Below are 23970 nucleotides of genomic sequence, written 5' to 3'. Positions count from 1 at the left end.
GCCGCCCCTAGAGCTCGACGGTCGTGCCCAGGCCGAGCTCCACCGCGCGGTCGTAGGCCATCTTCGACGCGGCAAGGTCCTGTGCGGCGATGCCCGAGGTGTCGAAGAGGGTGACCTCGTCGTCGGAGGTGCGGCCCTGGGTCCTGCCGACGATGACCTCCCCCAGCTCTGCGACGATGTCTGCCGACGCGATCACGCCCTCCTTGCAGGGGACCTCGAGCTCGCCGGAGGCGACGGACTGCGCGCGGGCGTCGCAGAAGAGGCGGGCGCGAGCCGCGAGCGCGCTCTGGACCTCCTGCTTGCCCTCCATGTCGGCCCCCACGCACGAGAGGTGCGTGCCCGGGCGCACCCAGTCCGCCTGGACGAAGGGCGTCGTCGCCGGCGTGATGGTGACGATGGCGTCTGCCACGCGCACGGCCGCCTCGCCGTCGGCCACGGCCTCGATGGTGGCGTCGCTCGTCAGGCCTGCCGCGGCGAGGAGCGCCTTGACCTCACGCGCCACCTGCGCCACGCGGGCGACGGGAGCCTCTGCGCTGGTGGGGTCCCACATCTGGACGCAGCCGATCTGGGGGCAGGCGGCGAGCGCCGCGGCAACCTGGAAGCTGCTCTGGTGGCCACAGCCGCAGACCAGGAGCCGACGCGCGTCCTTGCGGGCGAGGTGCTTGACGCCCAGGGCACCAGCGGCACCCGTGCGCAGGCCGGTCACCGCGCTGGCGTTGACCAGCGCCAGGGGACGCCCGTCGCGGTCGTCGCAGAGGAGGGTCGTCCCATAGATCTCTGGCTGCCCCTGGAAGGGATTGCCGCTGAACCACGCGGTGAGCTTGAGACCGAAGAGCCCCACGCCCTTGAGCTCCCCCGAGCGGATGTCCATGTCCGACTCGCCGGGAACGAATTGCTCGTAGACCATGGGCCAGGCGCTTGCCTCGCCCGTGGCCTTCTGCCCGTACGCGTCCTCGACCGCATCGAGCGCGTCCTTGATGGTCAGGACCTTCCTGACGTCCTCCGCCGAGAGCACCAACAGCCGTGACATCCGCAACCTCCCCTTCCGGGATTCTCACTCGTATGCCCCAGAGCTTAGCGAGGCGTCAGAGACAGCTCCAAGGGCACTCGTTGTGAAAACCTACAACCACTTGAGGAAGGCATTCTCACCACTTATCTCTTTTGGACCTTTCCATCTTGTCTTTCTGTACGTTTTTCCATCTATAGTTGAGAAAAACTGTTGATTTCAACAAGATTGGTGGCCATGCTCTACACGGTTTCCGACTTCCAGCGCCTCTATGCGGACTCGCTGCGGCTCGTGGCGGGACAAGGCGGGCTCGCGCGCACCATCGATGAGGTGGGGATCCTCGACTACGAGCTCATGCCCGGACTGCGCGACAAGTACCAGCGCAAGAACCTCGCGCCTCGCCAGCTCGTGCTCTCGACCTTCCTCTATGCCAAGGACGACCCCTACCTCATCGGCGAGGCAGTGCGCACGCTGGTCGCCGAGGGCGCGAGCGCGCTGGTCATAAAGAACGCGCTGCACCTGCCCCTGCCGGAGTCAGCCCTGCGCTACGCCAGCGCGCGTAACCTCCCCCTCTTCGTCGTCCAGTCGGACGGCTTCTTCTTCGACCAGGTGATCGTGGAGGTGACCGGTCGCATACGCGACCTGGGGTCGGCGTCGTTCGCCGCAAACCAGATCGACCTCGCCCTGCGGGAGGACGCGAGCCCGCGTGAGGTGAGGGAGTGCGCGCTGACGATCAACCCCTCCTTCGAGGAGCGCGTCGCCTGCCTGTACCTGCGTCTCGACGAGGAGCCTGACCCCCAGGAACTGAGCCGGATCGAGGGCGCCTTCCTTCGCAGCTCGCTCGCAGGGGTGGGCAGCGCCCTGGTCTGCTACCACAGGGGAATCCTCGCAATCGTGACGACGGACCCGGAGGAGAGGATCGACCTCGCCGGTTGCATGGAAGTGCTTCGCTCCGAGGTCCTGGCCGGTGCGGGAGCGTCCGCTGGCGGGCGGCCGCAGCCACTGGGGGTGACGGCGGGCGGGTCGCTGCCGTCAGAAGCGACGCCCGGCAACGGGCGGCCGCAGCCGCTGGGGGCGAGCTCCGTCCACCTGGGACTCGAGGACTTTGCCCAGGCGCTCCACGAGGCACTGTGGGCGAGCGCCTTCGCAGGACAGGACGACATGCACGCGGGCAGGAGCCTCCGCTTCGACGCGCTTGGAGTGGAGAAGGCCCTGCTTCCCTTTGTGGGAAGCAGCCAGATGGCGGGTTACTCTCACTCGCTGATGGAGCCCCTGAAGGAGTTTGACGCCGCCCACGAGGGGCAGCTCATGGCCACGCTCGCCTGCTTCCTGAGGGAGGGGCAGAGCGTGGGCCGTTGCGCTCAGGAGCTGGGACAGCACCAGAACACGATACGCTATCGACTCGACCGGATTGCCCAGGTGACGGGGCTCTCGCCCCGAAAGTCAGAGCAGATGGAGCAGCTCGCGCTCGCCTGGCGCGTCATGCGCTGCCGAGAGGTGCTGGGCCTGGACTGAGGATGCGGCGCCTCTCGCCCGCCGAACTGTTGCCAGCCACCCACTTCGCGGTCCTTGCGCAGGAAGCTCGATGTGGGTTGGAGATGTACCGCGGGAAGCGCGATGTGGGTTGGAGATGCGTCGCGGGAAGCGAGATGTGGGTCGTTTCTCACCTGCACGACCACCGTGAACCACCCACTTCGGCACTCCCGCGCGAAAAGGTCGAAGTGGGTGGACAAGCTGCCATGGCAGGCGAGAAATGAGTGAATTCTCACCCGCACGCACCTCGTGAACCACCCACTTTGCGGTCCTCGCGCGGGAGGGGCGAAGTGGGTGAGAGGAACCGCCGCCGCAATCACGAAGTGGGCGATTGAGCCGGCACCGCGGGCGAGTAGCGAGCGGATTCTCGCTCGACTCCACCGCAGCCGACCCCTCATCCCATTGCTACCATCGCGCAACGTCACCGCCGCACGCCGCGACCCTCTCCCCCGCTGCGGCTACACTGGGAAGCAGCCCGCACGCGAGGGCGCTCGCAACCCCTGCCCCGCCCCTCGCCCGGAACCATCACAGCCCACGCGCGAAGCCCCCGGAGGCAGACATGTCCAAGATCCGCATGACCACCCCCCTCGTAGAGATGGACGGCGACGAGATGACCCGCATCATCTGGCAGATGATCAAGGACGACCTGATCCTGCCCTTCGTGGACCTCAAGACCGAGTACTTTGACCTCGGCCTCAGGAACCGCGACCTCACGGACGACCAGGTGACCATCGACTCCGCCGAGGCCACCAAGCGCCTGGGCGTGGCCGTGAAGTGCGCCACCATCACCCCCAACGCCCAGCGCGTCGAGGAATACGGCCTCAAGAGGATGTGGAAGAGCCCCAACGGCACCATCCGCGCCATGCTGGACGGCACCGTGTTCCGCGCGCCCATCGTGGTGCGCGGCATCGAGCCAGTCGTCCGCAGCTGGAAGCGCCCCATCACCATCGCCCGCCATGCCTACGGTGACGTCTACAAGAACGCCGAGGTCCGCGTGCCCGGGGCCGGCCGCGCCGAGCTCGTCTTCACCGCCGCCGACGGCAGCCAGACCCGCGAGCTCATCCACGAGTTCGAGGGGCCCGGCGTGATCCAGGGCATGCACAACCTGGACTCCTCCATCACGAGCTTCGCCCGCAGTTGCTTCGAGTACGCGCTGAGCACCAAACAGGACCTGTGGTTCGCCACCAAGGACACCATCAGCAAGACCTACGACCACCGCTTCAAGGACGTCTTCGCCGAGCTCTATGAGGACGAGTACCGCACGCGCTTCGAGGCGGCGGGCATCGAGTACTTCTATACCCTGATCGACGACGCCGTCGCACGAGTCATGAAGGCCGAGGGCGGCTTCATCTGGGCCTGCAAGAACTACGACGGTGACGTGATGAGCGACATGCTCTCCAGTGCCTTCGGAAGCCTTGCCATGATGACGTCCGTGCTGGTCAGCCCCCACGGATACTACGAGTACGAGGCCGCCCACGGCACCGTGCAGCGCCACTACTACAAGCATCTGGCAGGCGAGAGGACCTCGACCAACTCGGTCGCGACGATCTTCGCCTGGAGCGGGGCGCTGCGCAAGCGTGGCGAGCTGGACGGGCTGGACGGGCTCTGTGGCTTTGCCGACCGCCTGGAGGCGGCCACCATCGAGACCATCGAGGCAGGCCAGATGACGGGCGACCTCGCGCGCATCACGAGCCTGCCCGAGCCCGTCACGATGGACACCGAGGAGTTCATCCTCGCCGTCGCCGAGAGGCTGCGGGGGCTGCAGGAGTAGGGGTTCTGCGGCCTATGCCGCCACCAGGCGTTTCTCTCTAATCCACACCGATCGGCCGCAGATGTCTGCGACGAGGTCGCTGTGCGAGGCAACGACGACGCGCACGCCCTCGGACTGCAGGTCGACGAGCAGGTTCAATATGACCCGCTCCGTCTCCTCGTCCAGCGAGCCCGTCGGCTCGTCCGCAAGCAGGATCCGCGGCCTCCTCACGAGGGTCTGGACCAATGCCACGCGCTGGGCCTCGCCACCAGACAACCTTCCTGCCCTCTTGCGCTGATAGAGCGGGAGCCCCACGCGCTCCAGCAGGAGCCCCGCCTCCTCCACGGCATGGCTGGCATGAGACAGTCCGAGCAGCACGTTGTCCAGCACGCTGCGGTCGGTCAGAAGACGCGGAACCTGGGTGACGTAGCCAATGGTGCCCTGGCGTATCCGCACCAGCTCCCTGACGCTCTTCGGCAGCAAGATGCCATCAAGGCGGTACTCGCCATCGTAATCGGCGTCTAGGCCAGCCAACATGCGCAACAGCGTGGTCTTCCCCGCACCGCTGCGCCCACGGATAGCCACGGAGCCGTCCCGCTCCGTCAGCACGAAGCGACTGTCCGCAACGAGAGTCCTCCTGTCTCCGTTCGGCTCCCTCACGCGCTTCGCGTCGACGCGAAGGCCGACCAGGGGACGTGCCGCAACCATATCCAGGTCCATCAAGGGGCTTGCCGCGACCACATCCGCGCCTCTCAACGTCATTTGACCAGCACCCTCCTCAACAGCGCCCCATCCAACAGGTCCTCGAGAATGCCAAGGACAATCGCGACGACCAGACACAGTCCAAGCGCCGCAAGGCTGCCACCAGGCATCGCAAGAAGGAACAACAGGAACAGCGCCATGGACAGGATCCAATACACCAGATTCGACACGACCACGACGCCTCTGACATATGCCCAGCCCGAGCCAAGGTGCCACAGGGCCGCATCTCGCCTCTCCCTTTGCGACGAGAGCTGCCACGAGACCACCGTCGCAAGCCCCAGGAGCACTGCCGCGAGGAGTGCCAGCGTGCAGACGACCAGGGACACGTTTGACAGCACGAGGTTTCTAATGAGCCTGAACTGGATGAGGTACTCCGGTGTGCCAAGCAACGCATAGCTCGTGAAGCCCGTCCTCTGGCCGATGAGCGCAAGCTCGTTGGCTACGGAATCGGGCGAAGAGCCCTCGTCCAGGGCGATGTCACCCGATACCATGGCAAAAGCGAGTGCTCTGTTGAAGTCCTCGGGGTCGCCCACTCCCCTTTTTACCGAGTCGAGTCTGAGGGGATAGGGGATGACCACCATCTCGTCCAACGAGTAATTGAAGTCTCCCTTGTAGAAGACGGCCGAGCGCTCCTCGAGGAAGCCGACGACCTCAAAGGTGAGAGGCCTCGTATAGAACCGGGCATCGATCCTATCGCCCACCTTATACAGACGAGAGTACCCGGAGCCCAGCACCACCGGCTGGCACGTATCGGCCTCGTAGGTCACGGTGGCCCAATCGACCTTGCCAGAGCCGTCCGCAAGGCGAAGGCCATAGAAGTCCCACGCGTTCTTGTCCAGTTGGACTGCAGGGACGTCGTAGGCCAGCCCGCCAAGGATCTTGTCCTCGTACGGACAGGGATCCCAGCTCCACCCAAACGCAACCACGGCAAAATCGCGAATCGGCTCCGAATGCCTGACGGCGATGGGCTGCCCGAAAATGGACAGATACGTGCCACCCGACAGGTCATGGGACAGGGCATTGTAGAAGCCTTGCACGCGTCCGATCCCGTCGAGGTCACCCTTGTAGCCCTGGAACTCGGCCGTCCCAAGCGTGTCCGTTATCGACACGAACTCACGCTCGGCACCATCCCGCAAGCTCGTCTTGAACAACCCGACGGCAGAGGCGGAGAACGACGCGAGGCAATAGGTGACCGCCAAGAGGGTGCCAAGAAGGACGCTCCTCGCCACGCGCGGGAACAATCCCAGACGCAGGTCATAGAGCAGCTCACGCACGAAGGCCCTCACCATGGCAGAGCCGCCTTAGACGAGACGCAGAAGGAGGCTGCAAAGACCATACAGACGGCGAGGGCGGGAGCCAGGGCGGCCACGTCCCTCCCCGAGACGCGCATCACAGGCAGCAAGACGAGCGCCAAGGCCGCGAGGCAACACATGAGCAAGGTCCCCACAACCTGGAGAAGAACCCTCCGCCAAGATACGCCCAAGACGATGCACGAACGCACCCATGGCGCTACGAAGCGCGCCATGGGTGCGCCCGCCACGACGGAGCCAAGGAACTCTCCCACGACGCCAAGCCGAATCAGAACCGGCGAGATGACGTCGACGTTCGTGCGGTCGGAGGCTCCGGCCGCCATGGGCGCAACCCTCACGTCCGGAGCAATCTCCCTCAGTCGCCTTACCGCCCTCGCCCCATCGATGACAACCGTCCCGCCGACGCCGCTCCTTGCGAAGACCTCCTCGTCGGCAATGAGGACGGAGCGGTCAAGGAGCGACTCGCTCCCCATGCCAAGCCGTCCCACCAGGGAAAACCGCTCAGATCCAAAGAGGACGAACTGGCTCCCGCCAATCGTCGTGGCGCCCACCCTGTTTCCCGCCACTGCGGAATGGGCTGCCAGTGGCTTCGTCTGGCTGCCGAGCGGATGCGGGTAGTCAAAGGATTCGGGATGCGCGGCGACGAACGCACGCACGATGCCGAAGTCGTCCAGGTCGACGAATGCACGCGCGTCTCCGCCAATCTCGTGCACGATCCGGACGGCGGTTGCGGGAGTGACGTCGACCCGCAAGGCAGACGTGGAGCAGAGGTTTCTTCCCTCGAGGCTCAGCTGCCGCTGCACGACCCAATAGACATAGAGGGAGGCCGAGCCCAGCATGAACAGGGACAGCACGAACGCGAGCAAGGCGACGCGCGGTTTGGTCAGCGGCATATGTGTCACCCGACAAGAACGGGCCCGCCTTTCATGGGCGGGCCAGCTTCAATAAAGCTGCTTTTCATAATAAGTTGATTCACGTATACACAATCTACCTAATTTTAAAGATATTTTCAATTTTCTACTTAAGCAAATGGATTTTCAAACTGTACGTGGCCAATCGTTCGTCGGCATATTTCTTGGGAGGAGGTACCGACAAACCGAATGCCGAAGCCGAATTTGTATTACGACAGGCGGATTGTCGGCACTTCCACCTTGGCAAAGCACCGACAAATCGGCCCGGAAGAAGGACTCCCCCTCCCGGGCCGACGCGTCGCTACCAATTTGCACTAGCCTTCCGCCCAGGCAAGCCGTCGAGCATGGCACCTATCAGACCGGCAGGCCGGACGCCCGCCGCGACACCAGCCCGCCGCAACGCCGGCCCGCCCCTCTCGCCTAGATGGCCCAGCCCTCGCTCTGCCGCTGCAGGCCCACCATGTGGGCGAACGTGCCACCCGCCGCCAGCAGATCCTGGGGCCTCCCCTGCTCGCTCACGCGGCCGCCCTCCAGCACCACGACCTTGTCCGCGTTGGACACGGTGCGCATGCGGTGCGCGATCACCAGCGTGGTCTTGCCCCTGAGCAGGGTCGAGAGCGCCCTCTGGACCTTGGTCTCGTTCTCCACGTCGAGCGACGCCGTCGCCTCATCCAAAAGCACGATCGGCGCACCCTTGAGCATGGCGCGGGCGATGGAGATGCGCTGGCGCTCGCCGCCGGAGAGACGGCTGCCGTTCTCGCCGATCATCGTGCCGTACCCCTGCGGCAGCCTGTCCACGAACTCGTCGCAGTTGGCCGCGCGCGCCGCAGAGAGGACCTCCTCGTCGGTGGCCCCGCGGCGTCCCAGGCGGATGTTCTCCATCACCGTGTCGTCGAAGAGCATGACGTCCTGGAACACGACGGAGCAGTGCCCGTAGAGCGTCTCGGGGTCGACCGTGGACACGTCGACGCCGCCCACCCTCACGGCACCGGAGTCGGCGTCCCACAGGCGGGCAACCAGGCGCGCGCAGGTGGACTTGCCGGAGCCCGAGGGCCCGACCAGCGCCGTGACCTCGCCCTCGCGCGCGATGAAGCTCACGTCGTCCAGCACGCTCTCCGCGCCGTCGCCGTAGCGGAACGCCACGTGGTCGAACTCGATGTCGTGCCCTGCGGGCGAGAAGTCCTCGCTGCCCGTGGCGAGCGGCTCGTCAAAGAAGCGGCGGAGCCTGTCGGACGAGACCTTTGAGGCGAGCAGCTCGTACACCAGCGCGAGCGACTGGTCGAACGGCGCATAGATGCGCGAGATCGCCAGGAGGAACATGAAGAGGGTCAGGAAGTCGGTGCCGCCCGAGGCGATCAGCATGGCGCCCACGAGGATCGTGGTGGCGATTCCCAGGCGCAGGGTGATCGAGCACCCGTTCACGAAGACGCCGCCCACGAGCTCGGACCTGAGGTTCGCCGCCTCGGACTCGTCGACCTTCCGGTTGACGGAGCGGAGGTAGCCGTCCACCTGGTTGGTGGCGTGGACCTCGCGCACGCTGTCGAGCATCTCCTGGATGGCGTCGGAGACCTCGACCCCCTTCTGGCGACCGACCACCTGCAGGGGGCGCACCCAGCGCTGCGAGGCGAAGAGCAACCAGAACGCGACGGGCACGGTCCAGAGCGCCGCGATGGCCAGCTGCCAGTTGAAGGCGAGGAGGCCCACCGCGACGATCGCCGTCGAGACGAACGAGCCATAGAGGTAGCCCAGCACGTGCGACCACACGTGCTCCAGCTTGTCCACGTCGCCCATGACCGTCTCGGTCAGGTCCGCCAGGTCATGGCTGCCGAAGAACGAGAGCGGCAGCTTGCGCAGGCGCTCGGCGAGCGAGATGCGGATCTTGGACACCTCGTCGTACACGGTGCCGTAGGTGTTGTTGTACTGCTGCATGTGCGTGACGAACGAGAGCACGAAGAAGGCGAGGCAGCCCACGAGGTAGGGAATGGCCGACGGAAGGCCCGCCTGGCCCTGGTAGGTCGCCATGAGGTCGCGCATGAGGAAGTAGAGCAGGCTCATGCTGGACATGACCACGAGGTTCACGACCACGGTCCAGAAGATCCCCTTTTTCACGTTTGCCGCCCCCTGCTCGGAGAGGCCGTGGCGCTTCTGAAGGTCGAACATCTCCTACGCCTCCCTTCCGGTGGCTGCGGCGTCCGCGCCTGCGGCCGCCCCTCTCGCTGACGGCGCGGCCCCGGAGGACCCGCCCCGCGACCCCGCTATCTTCCAGTCGACGGCCGTCTGGTAGTCGGCCCACATGCGCGCGTACAGGCCGCCTGCGGCCACCAGCTGATCGTGCGTGCCCCTCTCCACCACATGACCTGCGTCGAGCACCACGATCTGGTCGGCGCCCCTCACCGTCGAGAGGCGATGCGCCACCATGAGCACCGTGCGACCCTTGGCGAGACGCGCCAGCGCGCGCTGGATGAGAGCCTCGTTCTCGGGGTCGGCGAAGGCGGTTGCCTCGTCCAGGACCACGATGGGAGAGTCCTTGAGGATCGCGCGGGCGAGCGCGATGCGCTGGACCTCTCCGCCGGAGAGGTCCGTACCGCCCGTGCCTATGAACTCGTCGACCCCGTGGGGCATCTTGGCGACGATGTCGGAGCACTGGGCCGCCTCGAGCGCGGCGAGCGCCTGCTCGCGCGTCGCGTCCGGCCGCGCGGCGCGGACGTTGTCCAGGATGGTCCCCTTGAACAGGCGGTCGTTCTGGAACACGAACGCGACCTGGTCCATGAGCTCGTGCTGGGCGATCTGGCGCACGTCGACGCCGCCCACGCGCACCGCGCCGGAGCCGACGTCCCAGAAGCGGGGGACCAGGCTCGCGGCCGTGGTCTTGCCGCCGCCGGAGGGGCCGACGAGCGCCACGGTGGAGCCGGAGGGAACCTCGAGGCTCACGTGGTCGAGGGCGGGCGTGGCCGCACCCTCGTAGGAGAAGGACACGTCGTCGAAGGCTATGGAGGCGTCCGCCGGGTGGCGGGGCTCGGCGGGCTCCGCGAGCGTCGGCGCCGCGAGGACGCCGGAGATGCGGCTCATGGCGTTGCCCGCCTGCTGCGTGTAGGCGGCGACGAACATCAGCCGCTGCAGCGCGGTGGATATGACGGCCGAGAAGATCGCATAGAACGCGTAGTCGGTGAGGAACTTCGCCCAGTCGGTGACGCCGGGGGCGATGAGCAGCACCGCCGGAACCAGCAGGACGACCACGCCGTCCACGAAGGTGAGGTTGAGCGACTGCGGGACGCGGCAGAGCGTCACGGAGTACTCGTGCGCCATGTCCCCGTAGTCCTTGATGGCGTCGTGGAACGCCTTGAAGGAGTAGACGGTCTGCTGGAACACCTTGACCACGGGGATGCCGCGCACGTACTCCGTCCCGGCCTTGTTCATGCGGTCCATGGCGGCCTGGTACTTGTTCATGTAGTCCATGCGGTCGCCGCTCATCATGCTCATGAGGCAGCCAACCGAGATGACGGCGGCGAACAGGCAGGCGAGGCCCATGCGCCAGTCGAACACGAAGAGCATCACGAGCATGCCCACGACCATGGCCACGGTGCCGCCCATGTCGGGCAGCTGGTGGGCGAGGAGGGTCTCGGTCAGGCCCACGGAGCCGTCGATGATGCGGCGTATCTCGCCGGACGCGTGCGTGTCGAAGTAGCCCAGCGGCACGCGCATGAGGTGCTCGGCGCAGGCCTTGCGCATGTTGTTCGCGGTGCGGAACGCGGCAATGTGCGTGCACATGAGGGCGCCGAAGTAGACCAGGATGCCCACCATCGCCGTGACGAAGGCGACCCATCCGTAGGTCGAGAGGCTGGTCGCGGCCGACCAGTCGGGAGCGACCGCGACGAGGTCGCGGACGACCAGCCAGATGCAGACGTAGGGCACGAAGCCCAGCAGCATCGACACCGCCGAGAGCACTATGCCCAGGTAGGTGAAGCGCCTGTGCCCTCCCGCGAAGCTCAGGATCTGGGACAGGCCGCCGCCCTGCCGCGACGCGCCGCCCTTCTCCCGTGCCTGGGAGGACTTGCCCCCCTCGGCCTTCTTCTCTTCCATGAGAACCTCCTTGCTCGCCCGGGCGGGCCCCTGCGGCACCGTGCGCCGGGCAACGGGCACCAGGCGTCGGACGCCGGGCGCGGTCGCGCCGGCTCCCCGGATCACAAACAGTTAGTTTGAGTAAACTGTATTTTGCAGGTGAGGGAGAGGTCGCCCACCACATGCGGAAGAAATCGAAAGTGCGGGGCGGCGGGCGGCGACGCTGGCGTGGATGCGAGCCAGCAGTGACGAAGCACGGGAAGAAGGCGAGAATGGACCAGAGCCTGAGGCAGCTCTTCGAGCCACAGCTGGCCCAGATGCATGCGCGGAGTTGCCATCACTGCTCCGACGGCCTGGTTGCCGAGGCGTACGACGGCTGGAGCCGCGGACGCATGGCGAACGTCTCCCCCACCGAGGGCTGCCTGGTGAACTTCCTCGACCTCGTCGTGAGCGAGGACTACGTGCTCAGGGAGTACCCCATCGAGTCGATCTGCCTCTGCGTGGGGTCGCGCGACTCGGCTGCGTACTCGCCTGTCTCCATCACCAATCTTCGCGCGTCAGGGAACGTGGCCGCGTTCTCGCAGGACCCGGGCGAGACCAAGTCGTTCCTCGGCAGGGGCGAGCGGATCCGCTCCACGAGCCTCTGCCTCACGCCCGACTTCTTCAGGCGCAACGCCGCCATCTACGGGCGCGACTTCTCGTCGGTGAAGGACGAGCTGTCACTTCTCGACCCCAATGACGTGAACGAGGAGCTGAGGGGACTCTTGGCGCGCATGGGCACGTGGAGGCTGGGTCGCACCGACCAGCGACCGACCTTCGAACGAGACGTCCATGAGGAGGTCGGAAGGTTCCTGAGCTGGGCGGACGAGACGGTCTCTGCCCAGTCCGGAGGGCTCTCGTGGGAGGACCTCTCCCTCGTCCGAGAGGCCCGGCACATCATAGACACCGCACCCTCCGGGCCGCCCTCCGTGGAGCAGATCGCCCGTGCCACCCACTGTGGCCACACCCACCTCTGTGCCGTGTTCAAGCACGTCACAGGACAGACGCTAGGCAACTATGCGCGCTGCTCGAGGATGCGCCGGGCGCGCAGCCTCCTTGCCGAGGGCCGCATGCCCGTGGCGGAGGTCGCCCGCGCGGTGGGCTACTCCACCCCGGCAGCGTTCTCAAGCGCGTTCAGGAGGGAGACGGGCCTCTCCCCCACCGCCTGGCGCGCACGGGCATGACCTCGCGGTGCCGCTCGCCGCGCTGGCGGTCGACCCCACCGCCTGGCGTGCGCGGGCATGACGCCAATTCGTCTCCAGCGGAGGCGAGGCGTGCGCCCGCCACCCGGCATGCACGGGCCCGAACGCGAGACTCTGCCGCAACGGCAGCTCGCCCCTCTCCCCTAGAGCAGGGCCAGGGTCACGAGGGCGACCATCGCCAGGCCGCCCTGCTTCCAGATGATGGAGCGGCTGCTGGTCATGCCGCCATAGATGGCCACGAGGACCACCAGGACCAGGAGCATGCCCACGACCTCGCGGGGGCTTCCGCTGAGGAAGGTGCCCCAGAGGATGGCCAGGCCGATGAGGCCGTTGTAGACGCCCTGGTTCTTGAAGAGGGTGCTCACGGTCTTGCCCTCGAGCTCGCCCACTGGGATCGAGAATACGCGACTCGTGGACTCCGATGCCGTGGCGAAGGTCTCGAGGTACATGATGTAGAGAAACTCCAGGCCCACGAGGGTGGCCAGGGTGGTGGTGACGATGCTCATGACGAACCCCAAACGATTCGTGGCCGCAGGACGCATCCCGGACCTTCTGCAATGCCTTCGTACCTTGGCCTTGTACCCAACGACCACCCGCCACGGACCAAATAAATTCGCATTGTGTGGCATTTCGGCGTGTTAGTGGGAATACTGCGCCTAACGGTAGCGCCCCAGGCGCGCCAACCCCCTGCCGCAGCCAATGGCGCTGCGCGCAACAAGACACTCCGAAGGGAGAACCAACATGAACTTCAAGAAAGTCGTAGTCGCCGGTGGCGGCGTCCTTGGCAGCCAGATCGCCTTCCAGACCGCGTTCCGCGGCTTCGACGTCACCGTGTGGCTGAGGAGCGATGCCTCCATCGAGCGCGCCAAGCCCAAGTTCGAGCGTCTGCGCGACATCTACCTGCAGACCCTTGAGGCATCCAAGACCAACCCCGCCGCGTGGGCCCACGGCTTCGCAGCCGAGAGGCCCGACGACACGGGCATCGACGCCCTCAAGGAGCAGGTCACCAAGGCATACGAGGGCCTGAAGCTCACCACCAGCTATGCCGAGGCGGCCGAGGACGCCGACCTCGTCATCGAGTCCATCGCCGAGGATCCCGCGCAGAAGACCGCCTTCTACCAGGAGCTGGCCAAGCACCTGCCCGAGAAGACCGTCATCGCCACCAACTCCTCGACCATGCTGCCCAGCAGCTTCGCCGAGGCAACCGGCCGTCCCGCCAAGTACCTGGCCCTGCACTTCGCCAACGAGATCTGGCGCAACAACACCGGCGAGGTCATGGGCCATGCCGGCACCGGGCAGGAGTACTACGACATGGTCGTCGAGTTCGCCGAGGCCATAGGCATGGTGCCCCTGCAGCTCCACAAGGAGCAGCCCGGCTACATCCTGAACTCGATGCTCGTGCCCTTCCTCAACGCCTCGCAGGCGCTGTGGGCAAACGACGTGGCCGACCCCGAGACCATCGACAAGACCTGGCAGCTGGGCACCGGCGCGCCCGCCGGCCCCTTCCGCATCCTGGACATCGTGGGCCTGACCACCGCGTACAACATTGCGGTCATGGACCCGCGCGCCAAGGACCCCTCGACCATCCAGGGCAAGATCGCCGCCAAGCTCAAGGAGAAGATCGACGCAGGCGAGACGGGCGTCAACGCCGGCAAGGGCTTCTACGACTACCGCAAGTAGAGCTCGATAGTAGGTATCGCGGGGCAGGTCGTGGCTGATGGACGACAGGAGCCTGCCCGGAAACGCGGCGCGCCCGCAGCTGGGTTCGGCTGCGGGCGCGCCTCTTCGTGCACATGCGGCTGGGCTGATGCGAGAAGGCGGGTTCCTCTCGCCTGCCCTGACGAGGTGCAGGTCCCTCACCTGCTGGGAGCGAGACTACTTTGCCGGCTCGGCTGCAGGAGGCTCCACGAGGATGTCGGCATATTCCGGGTGCTTCTGGAACCAGCGGATGGCGTAGGAGCAGGTCGCACGGGCCTTCTTACCCACGAAGCGCACGTGACGGACGGCCTGGCCCATGAGGCGGCCTGCCATGCCACTGCCGCGCTCGCTGGGCGCGACGTAGGTGTGGTTGAAGTTCAGGATGCCGTCCTCGTCCTCGGGAAACGAGACCTCACCTAGCACGTCGCCGTAGTCTCCCACGAAGCTGAGCTTGTCGTCATCGGTCTGCATGTTCATGCCAGACTCCCTTCTGCTGGTGGCCTGCGCCGCTACCCACACCGCATGGAGCAGAGGGGCGGGCGGTTCGAGTTATGTAAAGCTATGTACCCAATGGCGCGACATGGGAGCCGTTGGGATTCGGCGAGCGTGCACGCTGGGTGAGCGCCTCTGCGAACGCCACTCTCATTCGTGTGCCGCTGAGCACGCCCCTCTCACCCGCACGCCGCTGCGCACATCTAGCGATGCACACGCCTATCTCCTACGCGAAAGCGTCCAATGCGTCTATCTCCTGTACGAAAACGTCCGACGCGTCTGGCTCCTGCGCGAAAGCGTCCAACGCGTCTAGAGACAAAAACTAACCTGGGGTTTTGCTGTCGATTAGACGCGTTGGACGTTCTCGACGATTCGGTGGACGCGTTTGGCGCTATCGATGACGCGGCAGACGCATTGGGCGTTGTCAGTAGATGCCGCAGCCGTCGCGCACGCCGTTGCGCACAATTGGCTCGGCGAACACGCTGTTGCGCACGCGACAGGCAGCGAGCACGCTGTTGCGCACATGCACGGCTCCCAGCATCTGGACAAATGCAATCACACATGTGCGTTCGCGCGTGTTGGATGACACCAGCGTGCGTTCGCGCGTGTTGGATGACACCAGCGTGCGTTCGCGCGTGTTGGATGACACCAGCGTGCGTTCGCGCGTGTTGGATGACACCAGCGTGCGCTTGCGCGTGTTGGGCGTCGACGGCACGCGTTCGCTCGCGCTGGGGCCGTCGCCCCGCCACTTGCGCATTCGGCGGAATCGGGTCGAAGGCGCCGCCACGACACCGCGGCGGGCAGATAATGGCACCCGTCATATGCAGACAACGCCAGCAGCAAGGACCATCGCATGCCCTCCAGCGTCCCACGAAAGCCTATCAGCCCCAGCTCGCGGAGCATGGACCTCGTCCGCCGACACTGCCAGGACATCCTCGACTCCGAGGGCATGCGCATCGAGCGGCGCTGCATCCAGCACGGCACCACCACCGTCTTCGCCCACTCGCTCTCCGTCACCCGGCAGTGCGTGCGCCTCGCGCGCAGCTGGCGAATCCCCGTGGACGAGCGCGCCCTCCTGCGCGGCGCCCTCCTCCACGACTACTTCCTCTACGACTGGCACGACCCCGACCCCAGCCACAGGCTCCACGGCTTCAGGCACCCTGGCTTTGCCTGCGCCAACGCCATCCGCGACTTTGGCATCGGCCCCATCGAGCAGAACATGGTCCGCAGGCACATGTTTCCCCTCACACCCATGCCGCCCAGCTGCCGCGAGGCAGCGCTTCTCTGCCTTGCAGACAAGATGGTCGCCACGTCCGAGACCCTCGACGGCTTCTGGCTGCGCCTGCGCGCGGGCCTCGGCGCCTCCGTCCGCGACGACGCCTAGGAGGCACGCCTTGCCACATGCCATCCATCAGCTCATGGTTGCCTGGACCTACTTCTTCTTCTACTGCGTCGGAGGTTGGGTGGTGGAGAGCACCTACTGCTCCGTCGCAGAGCGCCACTTCATCAACCGTGGCTTCCTCAATGGACCCTACCTGCCCATCTACGGCTGCGGCGGCATCGCCTCCGCCCTGCTGCTCTCGCGGATTGGCAGTCCGCTCGGAGTGTTTCTCACGGGCGGCGCGCTCAGCTGCCTCTTGGAGTACGTCACCTCATACGTGATGGAGCGGATGTACCACGCCCGCTGGTGGGACTACTCGGACAAGCCGCTCAACCTGCAGGGGCGCATCTGGGCGGGCGGATTCCTGCAGTTCGGCTGCTGCTGCCTGCTGGTCACCTACGTCACGCAGCCGCCCCTCGCGGCGGCGGTCGCCTCGCTCAGGGACACGCAGCTCGTGGCGGTCTCGTGCTCGAGCGCCACGCTCATGCTCGCCGACCTCGTCGTGACGCACGTGGGCATAGCAGGCCTACGCGCGAAGATGGACTCCCTCAAGCAGGAGACCGCATCGCGCCTCGAGTCCATGCGAGAGCTGCTCCCCTCCCGCCCCGAGCTCGCCCGCGTGAAGGACTGGGGCCAGGTCATGGAGGCCTCGCTCAGGCGCCGCCTGGCAGGGCGTCTTGCCGACCGCCTCGCCGGCGCGCGCGACATGCTGCGCGAGGCCACGCCGGAGCTCCTCGGCATGCCCAGCCTGCCGCAGGTGCCCTCGCTGGACGAGCTCGCCTCGAGCTTCTCGTCTCGCCTGACCGACCAGGAGCTCCGCCTGCTCAGGGCCTTCCCGAGCCTGAGGCCCAGCAACTACCGCCGCGTCTTCGACGAGTACTACCAGAGGGTGCAGGGCGTCGCGCGCGCGACCGCCGAGCGCGTCCACGACGCCATGGAGGAGCGCCGGGGAGAGTAGCCCCCCGCACCCGGCTGCAACCGGCGACCGGCGCGGCGACCGCCGGCCGGCCCCGACCCTGGCTCGGAAGCCACCGACGGTGACGCGCGCGGGAACCTCTCCCCCGGAGCTAGAGCTCCAGGTCGCGGAAGCGGAAGCGGCTCCTGCCCTCGGCGTAGTCGGCGACCACCTGGCCGGAGCCACGCAGGCGGTACTTGTAGGTGACCAGGCCGTCCAGCCCCACCGGCCCGCGCGCGTGGAGCTTCCCGGTCGAGATGCCCACCTCGGCGCCGAAGCCGTAGCGGAAGCCGTCGGCGAAGCGGGTCGAGGCGTTCTGGTACACGCCGGCGGAGTCGACCAGCTGCATGAAGCGCTCGGCGATGGCGTCGTCCTCGGTCACGATGGCGTCGGTGTGGTGCGAGCCGTGCCGGTTGATGTGGTCGATCGCCTCGTCCACGTCCCCCACCAGCCTGGCGGATATGACGAGCGAGAGGTACTCGCGATCCCAGTCGTCGTCCGTCGCGGGCGCGCAGCCGACGATGTCCCGGACCTCGTCCGTGCCCCTGAGCTCGACCCCGGCGGCGCGGTAGGCGTCCGCCAGCAGGGGAAGGAAGCCAGCGGCGACGTCGCGGTGCACGAGCAGGGTCTCGGCCGCGTTGCAAGCGGCAGCATACTGGACCTTGGCATCAACGCAGATGCGCACGGCCTTCCGGAGGTCCGCCGCGGCGTCCACGTAGACGTGGCAGATGCCGTCAGCGTGACCCATCACGGGAATCCTCGTGTTGTCCATTATGTGGCGGACGAAAGCGTTCGAGCCGCGGGGGATGAGCAGGTCGACGTCGCGGTCGCAGGCCAAAAGCTCGTCGACCTGGCTGTGCGCCTCGACCTGGAAGAGGCAGCCCCCGGGCAGCCCGGCCTCCAGCGCGGCGCCGTGGATGAGGGCGAAGAGGGCGCGATTGGTGCGTGCGGTCTCGGACCCGCCCTTGAGGATGGCGCAGTTGCCGCTCTTTATGCACAGGGCGGATATCTGCACGAGCGCGTCCGGGCGCGCCTCGAAGATCACGCCGATGACGCCGATGGGGCAGGTGACGCGCTCGAGCAGCAGACCCTCGTCCAGCTCCCGGCGCAGCGTCGTGCGACCGACGGGATCCGGGAGGCCTACGAGGCCGTCGATGCCGGCGCAGACGTCGTCGAGCTTGTGCCGGTCGAAGCGCAGGCGCTTGACGACCGCAGGAGAGACCCCCGTCCCCTCGGCCGCGCGCACGTCCTCCTCGTTCGCGGCGAAGACGTCGTCGGCGTTGGCGACGAGCGCCTCCCTGATGCCCGCGAGGGCGGCGTTCCTCAGCTCGACGGACGTCGCCGCCATCTCCGGGCTCTGGAGCTTCATGCGCGCGGCGACCTCCGCGATGCCGGTCCCGACTGCCGCACCGTTCGTGCTGACCATGTCGCCCATCCCGGTCGCGCCGCCCGTCCCCGCCACGTCGACCCTGCCGATGCCGTCAGACATGCTTCCTCCCCCGCCGTCCGTGTTCGGACCAGTATACGGGCCTGCCAGCCCACCCGGACGGCAGGCGGCGCAGACGGAAACGCTTTGGTATATTCGCTCCAAGAGCCGTCTACGCTCCAGGAGCCGTCCGAGCCCGTCGCCATCGTCACCCACCCCACACGTCGTCGAGGAGGTCCCATGAAGGCGAGAAGGTCCCTTGCAATCGTCGTGGTCGCAGCGTGCGCGATCGTCGTCGCCGCCATCGCCGCCCCGCTCGCGTGGAAAGCCGCTCACACTCCCAGCGACGACGAAAGGCAGATCGCTCCCCGTCGCGCCGACGAGGCCGGCGTGACGCTCGTCGCCGCGGACACGCTGCCGGTCCAAGGCAACGCCGCCTGGTGCGCCCCGCTCCAGCTGTGCTGGGACGAGCTTCTCGCCTACCACAACGACGGGAATCCTCTCGAGCCGACCGCCGGACCGAACGAGCTGGTGGACGCCCTGAACGGGAGCCCCTTCGAGGCGGGCATGGTCTCGGACGACCACTATTACAGCTACGCCGGCCCCATGACCAAAGACGCCCGCAGCACCATGGAGGAGGCCATCGACCGGCGTTTCGGCCAGCGAAGCGACCTCCTCGACCTGCTGGACTGGGAGAGCGCGGAGCCAGACACCACGCTGTTCTACGCCATGCTCTATCGCCGGTTCTCGTTCGAGCGCCCGTTCGCGCTCCTACCCTACGACGGCACCTTTGGCCCCAGCCACACGGAGGGAGCCAGGTACTTCGGGACAGTAGAGACCGACGGGGCGGAGCGGAGCGACCTTCTCGCCCAGGTCACGCCCCTCTACTACGACGACTACGCGCACTGCGCCTGCAGGGTCTCGACCAAGGAGGGCGACGAGCTCGTCCTGGTGAAGTCGCCCGAGGGCCAGAGCTTCTCGGACATGTGGGACAACGCGACGTCGAGGACCGAGTCGGCGGGGGCGCAGAGGGCGCTCGGGGCCGACGACGAGTTCGAGTGCCCCCTGCTGAGCACCGACGTGTTCAAGGAGTACGACGAGCTCGAGGGCCTGGAGTTCGCGCTTCCCAACGGAGGTGGTCTCCGCATCGCCCAGGCGGTGCAGACCCTCAAGTTCGACCTGGACAACGAGGGTGGCAGGGTCAAGAGCGAGGCAGCCATCACCGCCGTTACATCAGCTGCGCCTCCACTCGACGTCAACCAGCCGCGCCACTTCGTGTTCGATGACAGGTTCGCGCTCTTCCTGGTGGACGGGAACGCCCCCGAGGGCTCGCGCCCCTACCTCGCGGTGCTCGTGGACGACGTCCGCGCGTTCCAAGGTCAGGACGCCTAGCGACGAGTGACGGACGCCCGGCGGTGACCGCATGGGACAAGGCGGGCGAGAGGACCAGACGGTGCGGGCGTACCCGGGCGTCGCCCCTCGCGTGCCCCATAGCACTTCGGTGCAGCCCAATCATCATCCGAACGTAATCTATGCCTAAGGGTCGGTTAATCTTGGCCTGTCACCATGCAATCATCGGATGGCAGCGGTTGCCACCCACGCGACACCCGCAAGAGGAAGGGACGCATGGTCATGGACGACCTCGAGAAGGTAGAGCTCATTCGCGAGAAGACGGGCGTGGGCTACGCCGATGCCAAGCTGGCGCTCGACGCAAGCGGCGGCAACGTGCTGGATGCCATCGTCTACCTGGAAAACGAAGGCAAGGCGAGGCCCCAGACGGCAAGCTACTCCACCGCCGGCAGCGAGCAGGGTGGCATATCTCCCGAGATGGCGGAGGCCCAGGACGCCTACCGGCAGGCAAGCGAGGGAGGCAGGTTCGAGAGGGGCTTCGAGCGCTTCTGCGACGGCTGCCGCCGCGTGCTGAGGAAGGGCATCGATGTCACCTTCGTGGTGGATCGACACGGGCGGCGTATCCTGGCCGTGCCCGTCCTGGTCCTGGTGCTCGCCCTGTTCGCCTGGGCGATCACGCTGCCCGTGCTCGTCGTGGGCCTGTTCCTCGAGTGCCACTACCACTTCGAGGGGGTGGGCAGGGTGACCGTCGACGTCAACGAGGCCATGGACAAGGCGGCATCGGGCGCGGAGTCCCTCAAGCGCGACGTCATGGGACACGAGAAAAGATAGGATTCGCGGTCGGGCCCGTGCGTTCGGGCCCGACCGCAAGACACGTCCGAACGGAAGCGGTGCATGAGCAGGATTCTTGTGGTCGAGGACGAGGCGAAGATCGCCCGCTTCGTGGAGCTCGAGCTGACACACGAGGGGTACGAGGTGGACAAGGCCGCCGACGGCAGGTCGGGGGTGGACGCCGCCCTCTCGGGTGACTACGACCTCGTCCTTCTCGACCTGCTCCTTCCTCAGCTGAACGGCCTCGAGGTGCTGCGCCGCATCCGCAGGGAGCGTGACGTCCCCGTCATCGTGCTCACCGCGCGAGACTCCGTGATGGACAAGGTCGCGGGGCTCGACGCAGGGGCCGACGACTACGTGACGAAGCCCTTCGCCATCGAGGAGCTGCTCGCTCGCATCCGCGTGGCGCTCAAGCGCCGGGAGGCGACCGCAGGCGCCGCCTCGGCGGCCGACGCGCCTGTCGCGGCTGCTACCGCGACGACGAGAGACGAGACCGGCCCCGCCGGGGACGACACCGACGGCAGCCCCAGGGATCCCGCGCGCCACGTGCTCAGCTCCAACGGCGTGACCCTGGACGTGGAGAGGCACGAGGTCACCGTCGCGGGCGAGGAGGTCCAGCTCACGAACCGCGAGTTCGAAGTCCTGCGCGCCCTCATGGAGAACGAGGGCATGGTCATGACGCGCGATCGGCTCCTGCAGCTGGCGTGCGGCTACGAGTACGCGGGCGAGACGAACGCCATCGACGTCTACGTGCGGCACATCCGCTCCAAGATCGACGACCGCTTTGGCATGAGGCTCGTGACGACCGTCCGCGGGGTGGGGTATGTCATCCGGGAGGGGTAGCGCCAGGGCGGTCAGGCAGGGCATGCCCTCCACCGCCCGTTCAATCAGCTGGAGCTTCTGGTGGAGAAGGCTGGCCGGGATGATTGCCTTCGACCTGTTCGTCTGCGTGGCGCTCGTGGCAAGCTTCGCAGTGCAGTGCGCCGGCAAGCTCCCCGAGGGGGCCCTGCGGGCCGGCTCCCCCAATGCCATTGCCTCCCTCGAGCTCGCCACGGACGGCGACAGGCCAGAGGCCCTGAGCCTGGACGTGTTGCTCGGCGACGGAACGAGGACGAGCTTCCCCATGGGAGACCTCTTCCGCCTCATGGGACCCGTCGCCGTCGCCGCCGGCTCATGGCAGCTCGTCTCGCTCCTCAGCCTGCCGGAAGACACCAGGCGCGTGCGGCGCAAGCTCCTTCCGCTGAACCAGCTGGCGTTGGACGCCGAGGCGATGGGCAGCGGCGCCGGCGGGATCGAGGCGGACAAGATGGAGAGCCTCGAGCAGGCCATCTCGCGCGCGACGGTCGACTCGCCGCGCGTCACCACCGGCGACCAGGACCTACAGCCCATCGAGGTCGCGCTCAACGGGCTTCTCAACCAGATGCAGAAGTCCCGGCAGCAGCAGACGAGGTTCGTCTCGGACGCCTCGCACGAGCTGCGCACGCCCATCGCCGTGATCAAGGGCTACGTGGACATGCTCGACAGATGGGGCAAGACGGACGAGGCCGTGCTCGAGGAGTCGATCGAGTCCCTGAAGGCCGAGACGGACCACATGCAGGAGCTCGTCGAGCAGCTGCTCTTCCTGGCCCGCGGGGACTCGGGCCGCAACGCGCTCCAGATGGCCCCTCTCAACTTGGCCGAGGTCACGGCAGGCGTGTGGGAGGAGTCGTGCATGATTGACGACGCCCACCGCTACGCGCTCGAGAACCCCGAGGGGGCGGAGGGAGACCCCCGCTACCAGATGACGGGCGACCTGGCGATGGTCAAGCAGTCGATGAGGGTCATCGTCCAAAACGCGGCGAAGTACTCCCCGACCGGGTCGACCATCACCCTCCGTGCCAGGGCTGGGGACGGCCGCGTCTCGTACCAGGTGCAGGACGAGGGGATGGGCATGGGCGAGAGTGACGTGGCACACGCGTTCGAGAGGTTCTGGCGCGCGGACGAGGCGCGCGGCGGCGAGGTCGGCGGCACCGGGCTGGGACTCTCCATCGCCAAGTGGATCGTGGACGCGCACCAGGGGACGATCGACGTCGTCTCGCGCGAGGGCGTGGGCACGCGCTTCTCCGTGAGCTTTCCCGTCTCTGCGGATGGACGCGCCTGACGGGGGGACGCCCCGTGCTTCTCCCCCGTAAAATGTCGTGGCCCCTCGGCGGCCGCCCGCCGTGGGGTGGCTATTCTCCCCTTTGCACGACTCGCAAGCCCGCAGAAGGAGCAGCACATGAGGGAACTCGCCGACACCTGCCGCATCGCCGTGGTGCAGATGCAGCCCACGATCTTCGACCGCGACACCTGCGCCTCTCGGATGGTGGAGACGATCGATCGCGTCTCGCGCGAGCGCCCCAGCGACCTCATCGTCTTCCCCGAGCTGGCGATTCCCGGTTACCCGCATGGCCTGACCTTCGGCTTCGTCACCGGGGCGCGCAGGCCAGCCGGCCAGCTCGACTGGAAGCGCTACTACGACGGCTCCGTCCTGGTCGACGGACCGGAGGTGGGGGCCATCGCCGAGGCGGCGCGCCGGGCCAGCAGCTGGGTGAGCGTGGGCATATCGGAGCGCGACGCCACGAGCGGCACGCTCTACAACAGCAACGTGGTCATCGACCCCGAAGGAAGGGTCGACGCCGTGCACCGCAAGCTCAAGCCCACGGGCCTCGAGCGCGTGGTGTGGGGAGACGCCCAGGACCACTACTTCCCCACCTCCGACACGCCCTGGGGGCCGATGGGCACCCTCATCTGCTGGGTGAGCTACATGCCCCTGGCGCGCGTCGCGCTGTACCAGAGGGGCGTGACCATCTACCTCGCCCCCAACACCAACTGCAACCCCGAGTGGCAGGCCACGCTGCGGCACATCGTCCTGGAGGGGCGCTGCTTCGTGGTCAACTGCGCGCCCTACGTCGAGCGAGCGGACTACCCGGCCGACCTGGCGGAGCCGGAGGAGGTCGAGGCGCTGGACGAGGTGGTGTACACGGGCGGGAGCTGCGTGGTCGACCCCTACGGACACTACGCCGCCGGCCCCCTGTGGGACGAGCCGGGCGTCATCTATGCCGAGCTCGACCTGCAGCAGGTGGCGGCGAGCAAGTGGGAGTTCGACCCCGTGGGCCACTATGCCCGGCCCGACGTGCTCGAGCTGCGCGTGAGCGACCGGTAGGACCTCGTTCGGCCAGTTCGCCCCTCCCGCACGTAACGATTCCGTGAGGATGTGAGCACCGGCTCAGCATCCCGACGGGCC

At 67.0% G+C, this 23970-nt stretch carries 21 protein-coding genes; 11 read left to right on the top strand and 10 right to left on the bottom strand.

Annotation, left to right across the window (positions count from 1 at the left end):
- Nucleotides 1-7: 7 nt before the first annotated feature.
- Nucleotides 8-1030 (bottom strand): ornithine cyclodeaminase family protein, encoded by a 1023-nt coding sequence (locus HMPREF1008_RS03855; protein WP_009278523.1) that lies wholly within the window; start codon nt 1028-1030, stop codon nt 8-10.
- 213 nt (nt 1031-1243) lie between these two features.
- On the opposite strand from HMPREF1008_RS03855, the gene HMPREF1008_RS03850 reads away from it, so the two are divergent.
- The gene (locus tag HMPREF1008_RS03850; protein WP_009278522.1) at nt 1244-2521 is read left to right on the top strand and encodes a PucR family transcriptional regulator; all 1278 of its coding nucleotides are present in this window, start codon (nt 1244-1246) and stop codon (nt 2519-2521) included.
- Nucleotides 2522-3098: 577 nt separating this feature from the next.
- Nucleotides 3099-4310, top strand: coding sequence for an NADP-dependent isocitrate dehydrogenase (locus HMPREF1008_RS03845; RefSeq protein WP_009278521.1), 1212 nt, complete (start codon nt 3099-3101; stop codon nt 4308-4310).
- A gap of 12 nt (nt 4311-4322) precedes the next feature.
- Here HMPREF1008_RS03845 and HMPREF1008_RS03840 read toward each other — a convergent pair whose 3' ends face one another.
- From HMPREF1008_RS03840 to HMPREF1008_RS03820, 5 genes are all read right to left on the bottom strand, one after another.
- Nucleotides 4323-5009 (bottom strand): ATP-binding cassette domain-containing protein, encoded by a 687-nt coding sequence (locus HMPREF1008_RS03840; RefSeq protein WP_232202876.1) that lies wholly within the window; start codon nt 5007-5009, stop codon nt 4323-4325.
- 38 nt (nt 5010-5047) lie between these two features.
- A complete protein-coding gene (locus HMPREF1008_RS03835) occupies nt 5048-6340 on the bottom strand; it encodes a hypothetical protein (protein ID WP_009278519.1) in 1293 nt (430 codons plus the stop codon).
- Nucleotides 6334-7113, bottom strand: coding sequence for a hypothetical protein (locus tag HMPREF1008_RS03830; RefSeq protein ID WP_156797593.1), 780 nt, complete (start codon nt 7111-7113; stop codon nt 6334-6336). Before HMPREF1008_RS03830 ends, HMPREF1008_RS03835 begins: the two co-directional genes overlap by 7 nt.
- A 579-nt stretch (nt 7114-7692) precedes the next feature.
- A complete protein-coding gene (locus tag HMPREF1008_RS03825; protein WP_009278517.1) occupies nt 7693-9432 on the bottom strand; it encodes an ABC transporter ATP-binding protein in 1740 nt (579 codons plus the stop codon).
- 3 nt (nt 9433-9435) lie between these two features.
- Nucleotides 9436-11352 carry an ABC transporter ATP-binding protein gene (locus HMPREF1008_RS03820; RefSeq protein WP_009278516.1) on the bottom strand — a complete coding sequence of 639 codons (1917 nt, stop codon included), beginning with the start codon at nt 11350-11352 and terminating at the stop codon, nt 9436-9438.
- A 251-nt stretch (nt 11353-11603) separates the two neighbouring features.
- On the opposite strand from HMPREF1008_RS03820, the gene HMPREF1008_RS09830 reads away from it, so the two are divergent.
- A complete protein-coding gene (locus HMPREF1008_RS09830; protein WP_009278515.1) occupies nt 11604-12554 on the top strand; it encodes an AraC family transcriptional regulator in 951 nt (316 codons plus the stop codon).
- Between the two features lie 161 nt (nt 12555-12715).
- On the opposite strand, the gene HMPREF1008_RS03810 is transcribed toward HMPREF1008_RS09830, so the two are convergent.
- Nucleotides 12716-13078 carry a DUF1304 domain-containing protein gene (locus HMPREF1008_RS03810; protein ID WP_040656930.1) on the bottom strand — a complete coding sequence of 121 codons (363 nt, stop codon included), beginning with the start codon at nt 13076-13078 and terminating at the stop codon, nt 12716-12718.
- Between the two features lie 235 nt (nt 13079-13313).
- Here HMPREF1008_RS03810 and HMPREF1008_RS03805 point away from each other — a divergent pair, with 235 nt between their 5' ends.
- Nucleotides 13314-14252, top strand: coding sequence for a 3-hydroxyacyl-CoA dehydrogenase (locus HMPREF1008_RS03805; RefSeq protein ID WP_009278513.1), 939 nt, complete (start codon nt 13314-13316; stop codon nt 14250-14252).
- Nucleotides 14253-14447: 195 nt separating this feature from the next.
- On the opposite strand, the gene HMPREF1008_RS03800 is transcribed toward HMPREF1008_RS03805, so the two are convergent.
- Together HMPREF1008_RS03800 and HMPREF1008_RS03795 are read right to left on the bottom strand one after the other, a co-directional pair.
- A complete protein-coding gene (locus tag HMPREF1008_RS03800) occupies nt 14448-14747 on the bottom strand; it encodes a GNAT family N-acetyltransferase (protein ID WP_009278512.1) in 300 nt (99 codons plus the stop codon).
- Between the two features lie 439 nt (nt 14748-15186).
- A complete protein-coding gene (locus HMPREF1008_RS03795) occupies nt 15187-15519 on the bottom strand; it encodes a hypothetical protein (RefSeq protein WP_009278511.1) in 333 nt (110 codons plus the stop codon).
- A 96-nt stretch (nt 15520-15615) separates the two neighbouring features.
- Here HMPREF1008_RS03795 and HMPREF1008_RS03790 point away from each other — a divergent pair, with 96 nt between their 5' ends.
- Together HMPREF1008_RS03790 and HMPREF1008_RS09825 are read left to right on the top strand one after the other, a co-directional pair.
- The gene (locus HMPREF1008_RS03790; RefSeq protein WP_009278510.1) at nt 15616-16146 is read left to right on the top strand and encodes an HD domain-containing protein; all 531 of its coding nucleotides are present in this window, start codon (nt 15616-15618) and stop codon (nt 16144-16146) included.
- 10 nt (nt 16147-16156) lie between these two features.
- A complete protein-coding gene (locus tag HMPREF1008_RS09825) occupies nt 16157-17101 on the top strand; it encodes a putative ABC transporter permease (RefSeq protein ID WP_009278509.1) in 945 nt (314 codons plus the stop codon).
- A gap of 109 nt (nt 17102-17210) precedes the next feature.
- Here the strand turns inward: HMPREF1008_RS09825 and HMPREF1008_RS03780 are convergent, their stop codons facing one another.
- Nucleotides 17211-18587 carry a glutamate-5-semialdehyde dehydrogenase gene (locus HMPREF1008_RS03780; protein ID WP_009278508.1) on the bottom strand — a complete coding sequence of 459 codons (1377 nt, stop codon included), beginning with the start codon at nt 18585-18587 and terminating at the stop codon, nt 17211-17213.
- Between the two features lie 177 nt (nt 18588-18764).
- On the opposite strand from HMPREF1008_RS03780, the gene HMPREF1008_RS03775 reads away from it, so the two are divergent.
- From HMPREF1008_RS03775 to HMPREF1008_RS03755, 5 genes are all read left to right on the top strand, one after another.
- Nucleotides 18765-19916 (top strand): hypothetical protein, encoded by a 1152-nt coding sequence (locus HMPREF1008_RS03775; protein WP_009278507.1) that lies wholly within the window; start codon nt 18765-18767, stop codon nt 19914-19916.
- A 234-nt stretch (nt 19917-20150) separates the two neighbouring features.
- On the top strand, nt 20151-20705 hold the full coding sequence (locus HMPREF1008_RS03770; protein WP_009278506.1) for a hypothetical protein: 555 nt from the start codon (nt 20151-20153) through the stop codon (nt 20703-20705).
- Nucleotides 20706-20768: 63 nt separating this feature from the next.
- Nucleotides 20769-21548, top strand: coding sequence for a response regulator transcription factor (locus HMPREF1008_RS03765; protein WP_009278505.1), 780 nt, complete (start codon nt 20769-20771; stop codon nt 21546-21548).
- Between the two features lie 79 nt (nt 21549-21627).
- Entirely contained in the window at nt 21628-22845 is a 1218-nt protein-coding gene (locus tag HMPREF1008_RS03760) for a cell wall metabolism sensor histidine kinase WalK (protein WP_009278504.1), read from the top strand.
- Nucleotides 22846-22962: 117 nt separating this feature from the next.
- Nucleotides 22963-23889: a carbon-nitrogen hydrolase family protein gene (locus tag HMPREF1008_RS03755; protein ID WP_009278503.1), complete on the top strand. Its 927-nt coding sequence runs from the start codon at nt 22963-22965 to the stop codon at nt 23887-23889.
- Nucleotides 23890-23970 lie beyond the last annotated feature (81 nt).

Origin of the sequence: Olsenella sp. oral taxon 809 str. F0356 (genome assembly GCF_000233535.1) — a bacterium.
Lineage (GTDB): Bacteria > Actinomycetota > Coriobacteriia > Coriobacteriales > Atopobiaceae > Olsenella_I > Olsenella_I phocaeensis.
The sequence above is the reverse complement of the archived record's forward strand: the minus strand, read 5'-3'. Positions and strand labels throughout refer to the sequence as shown.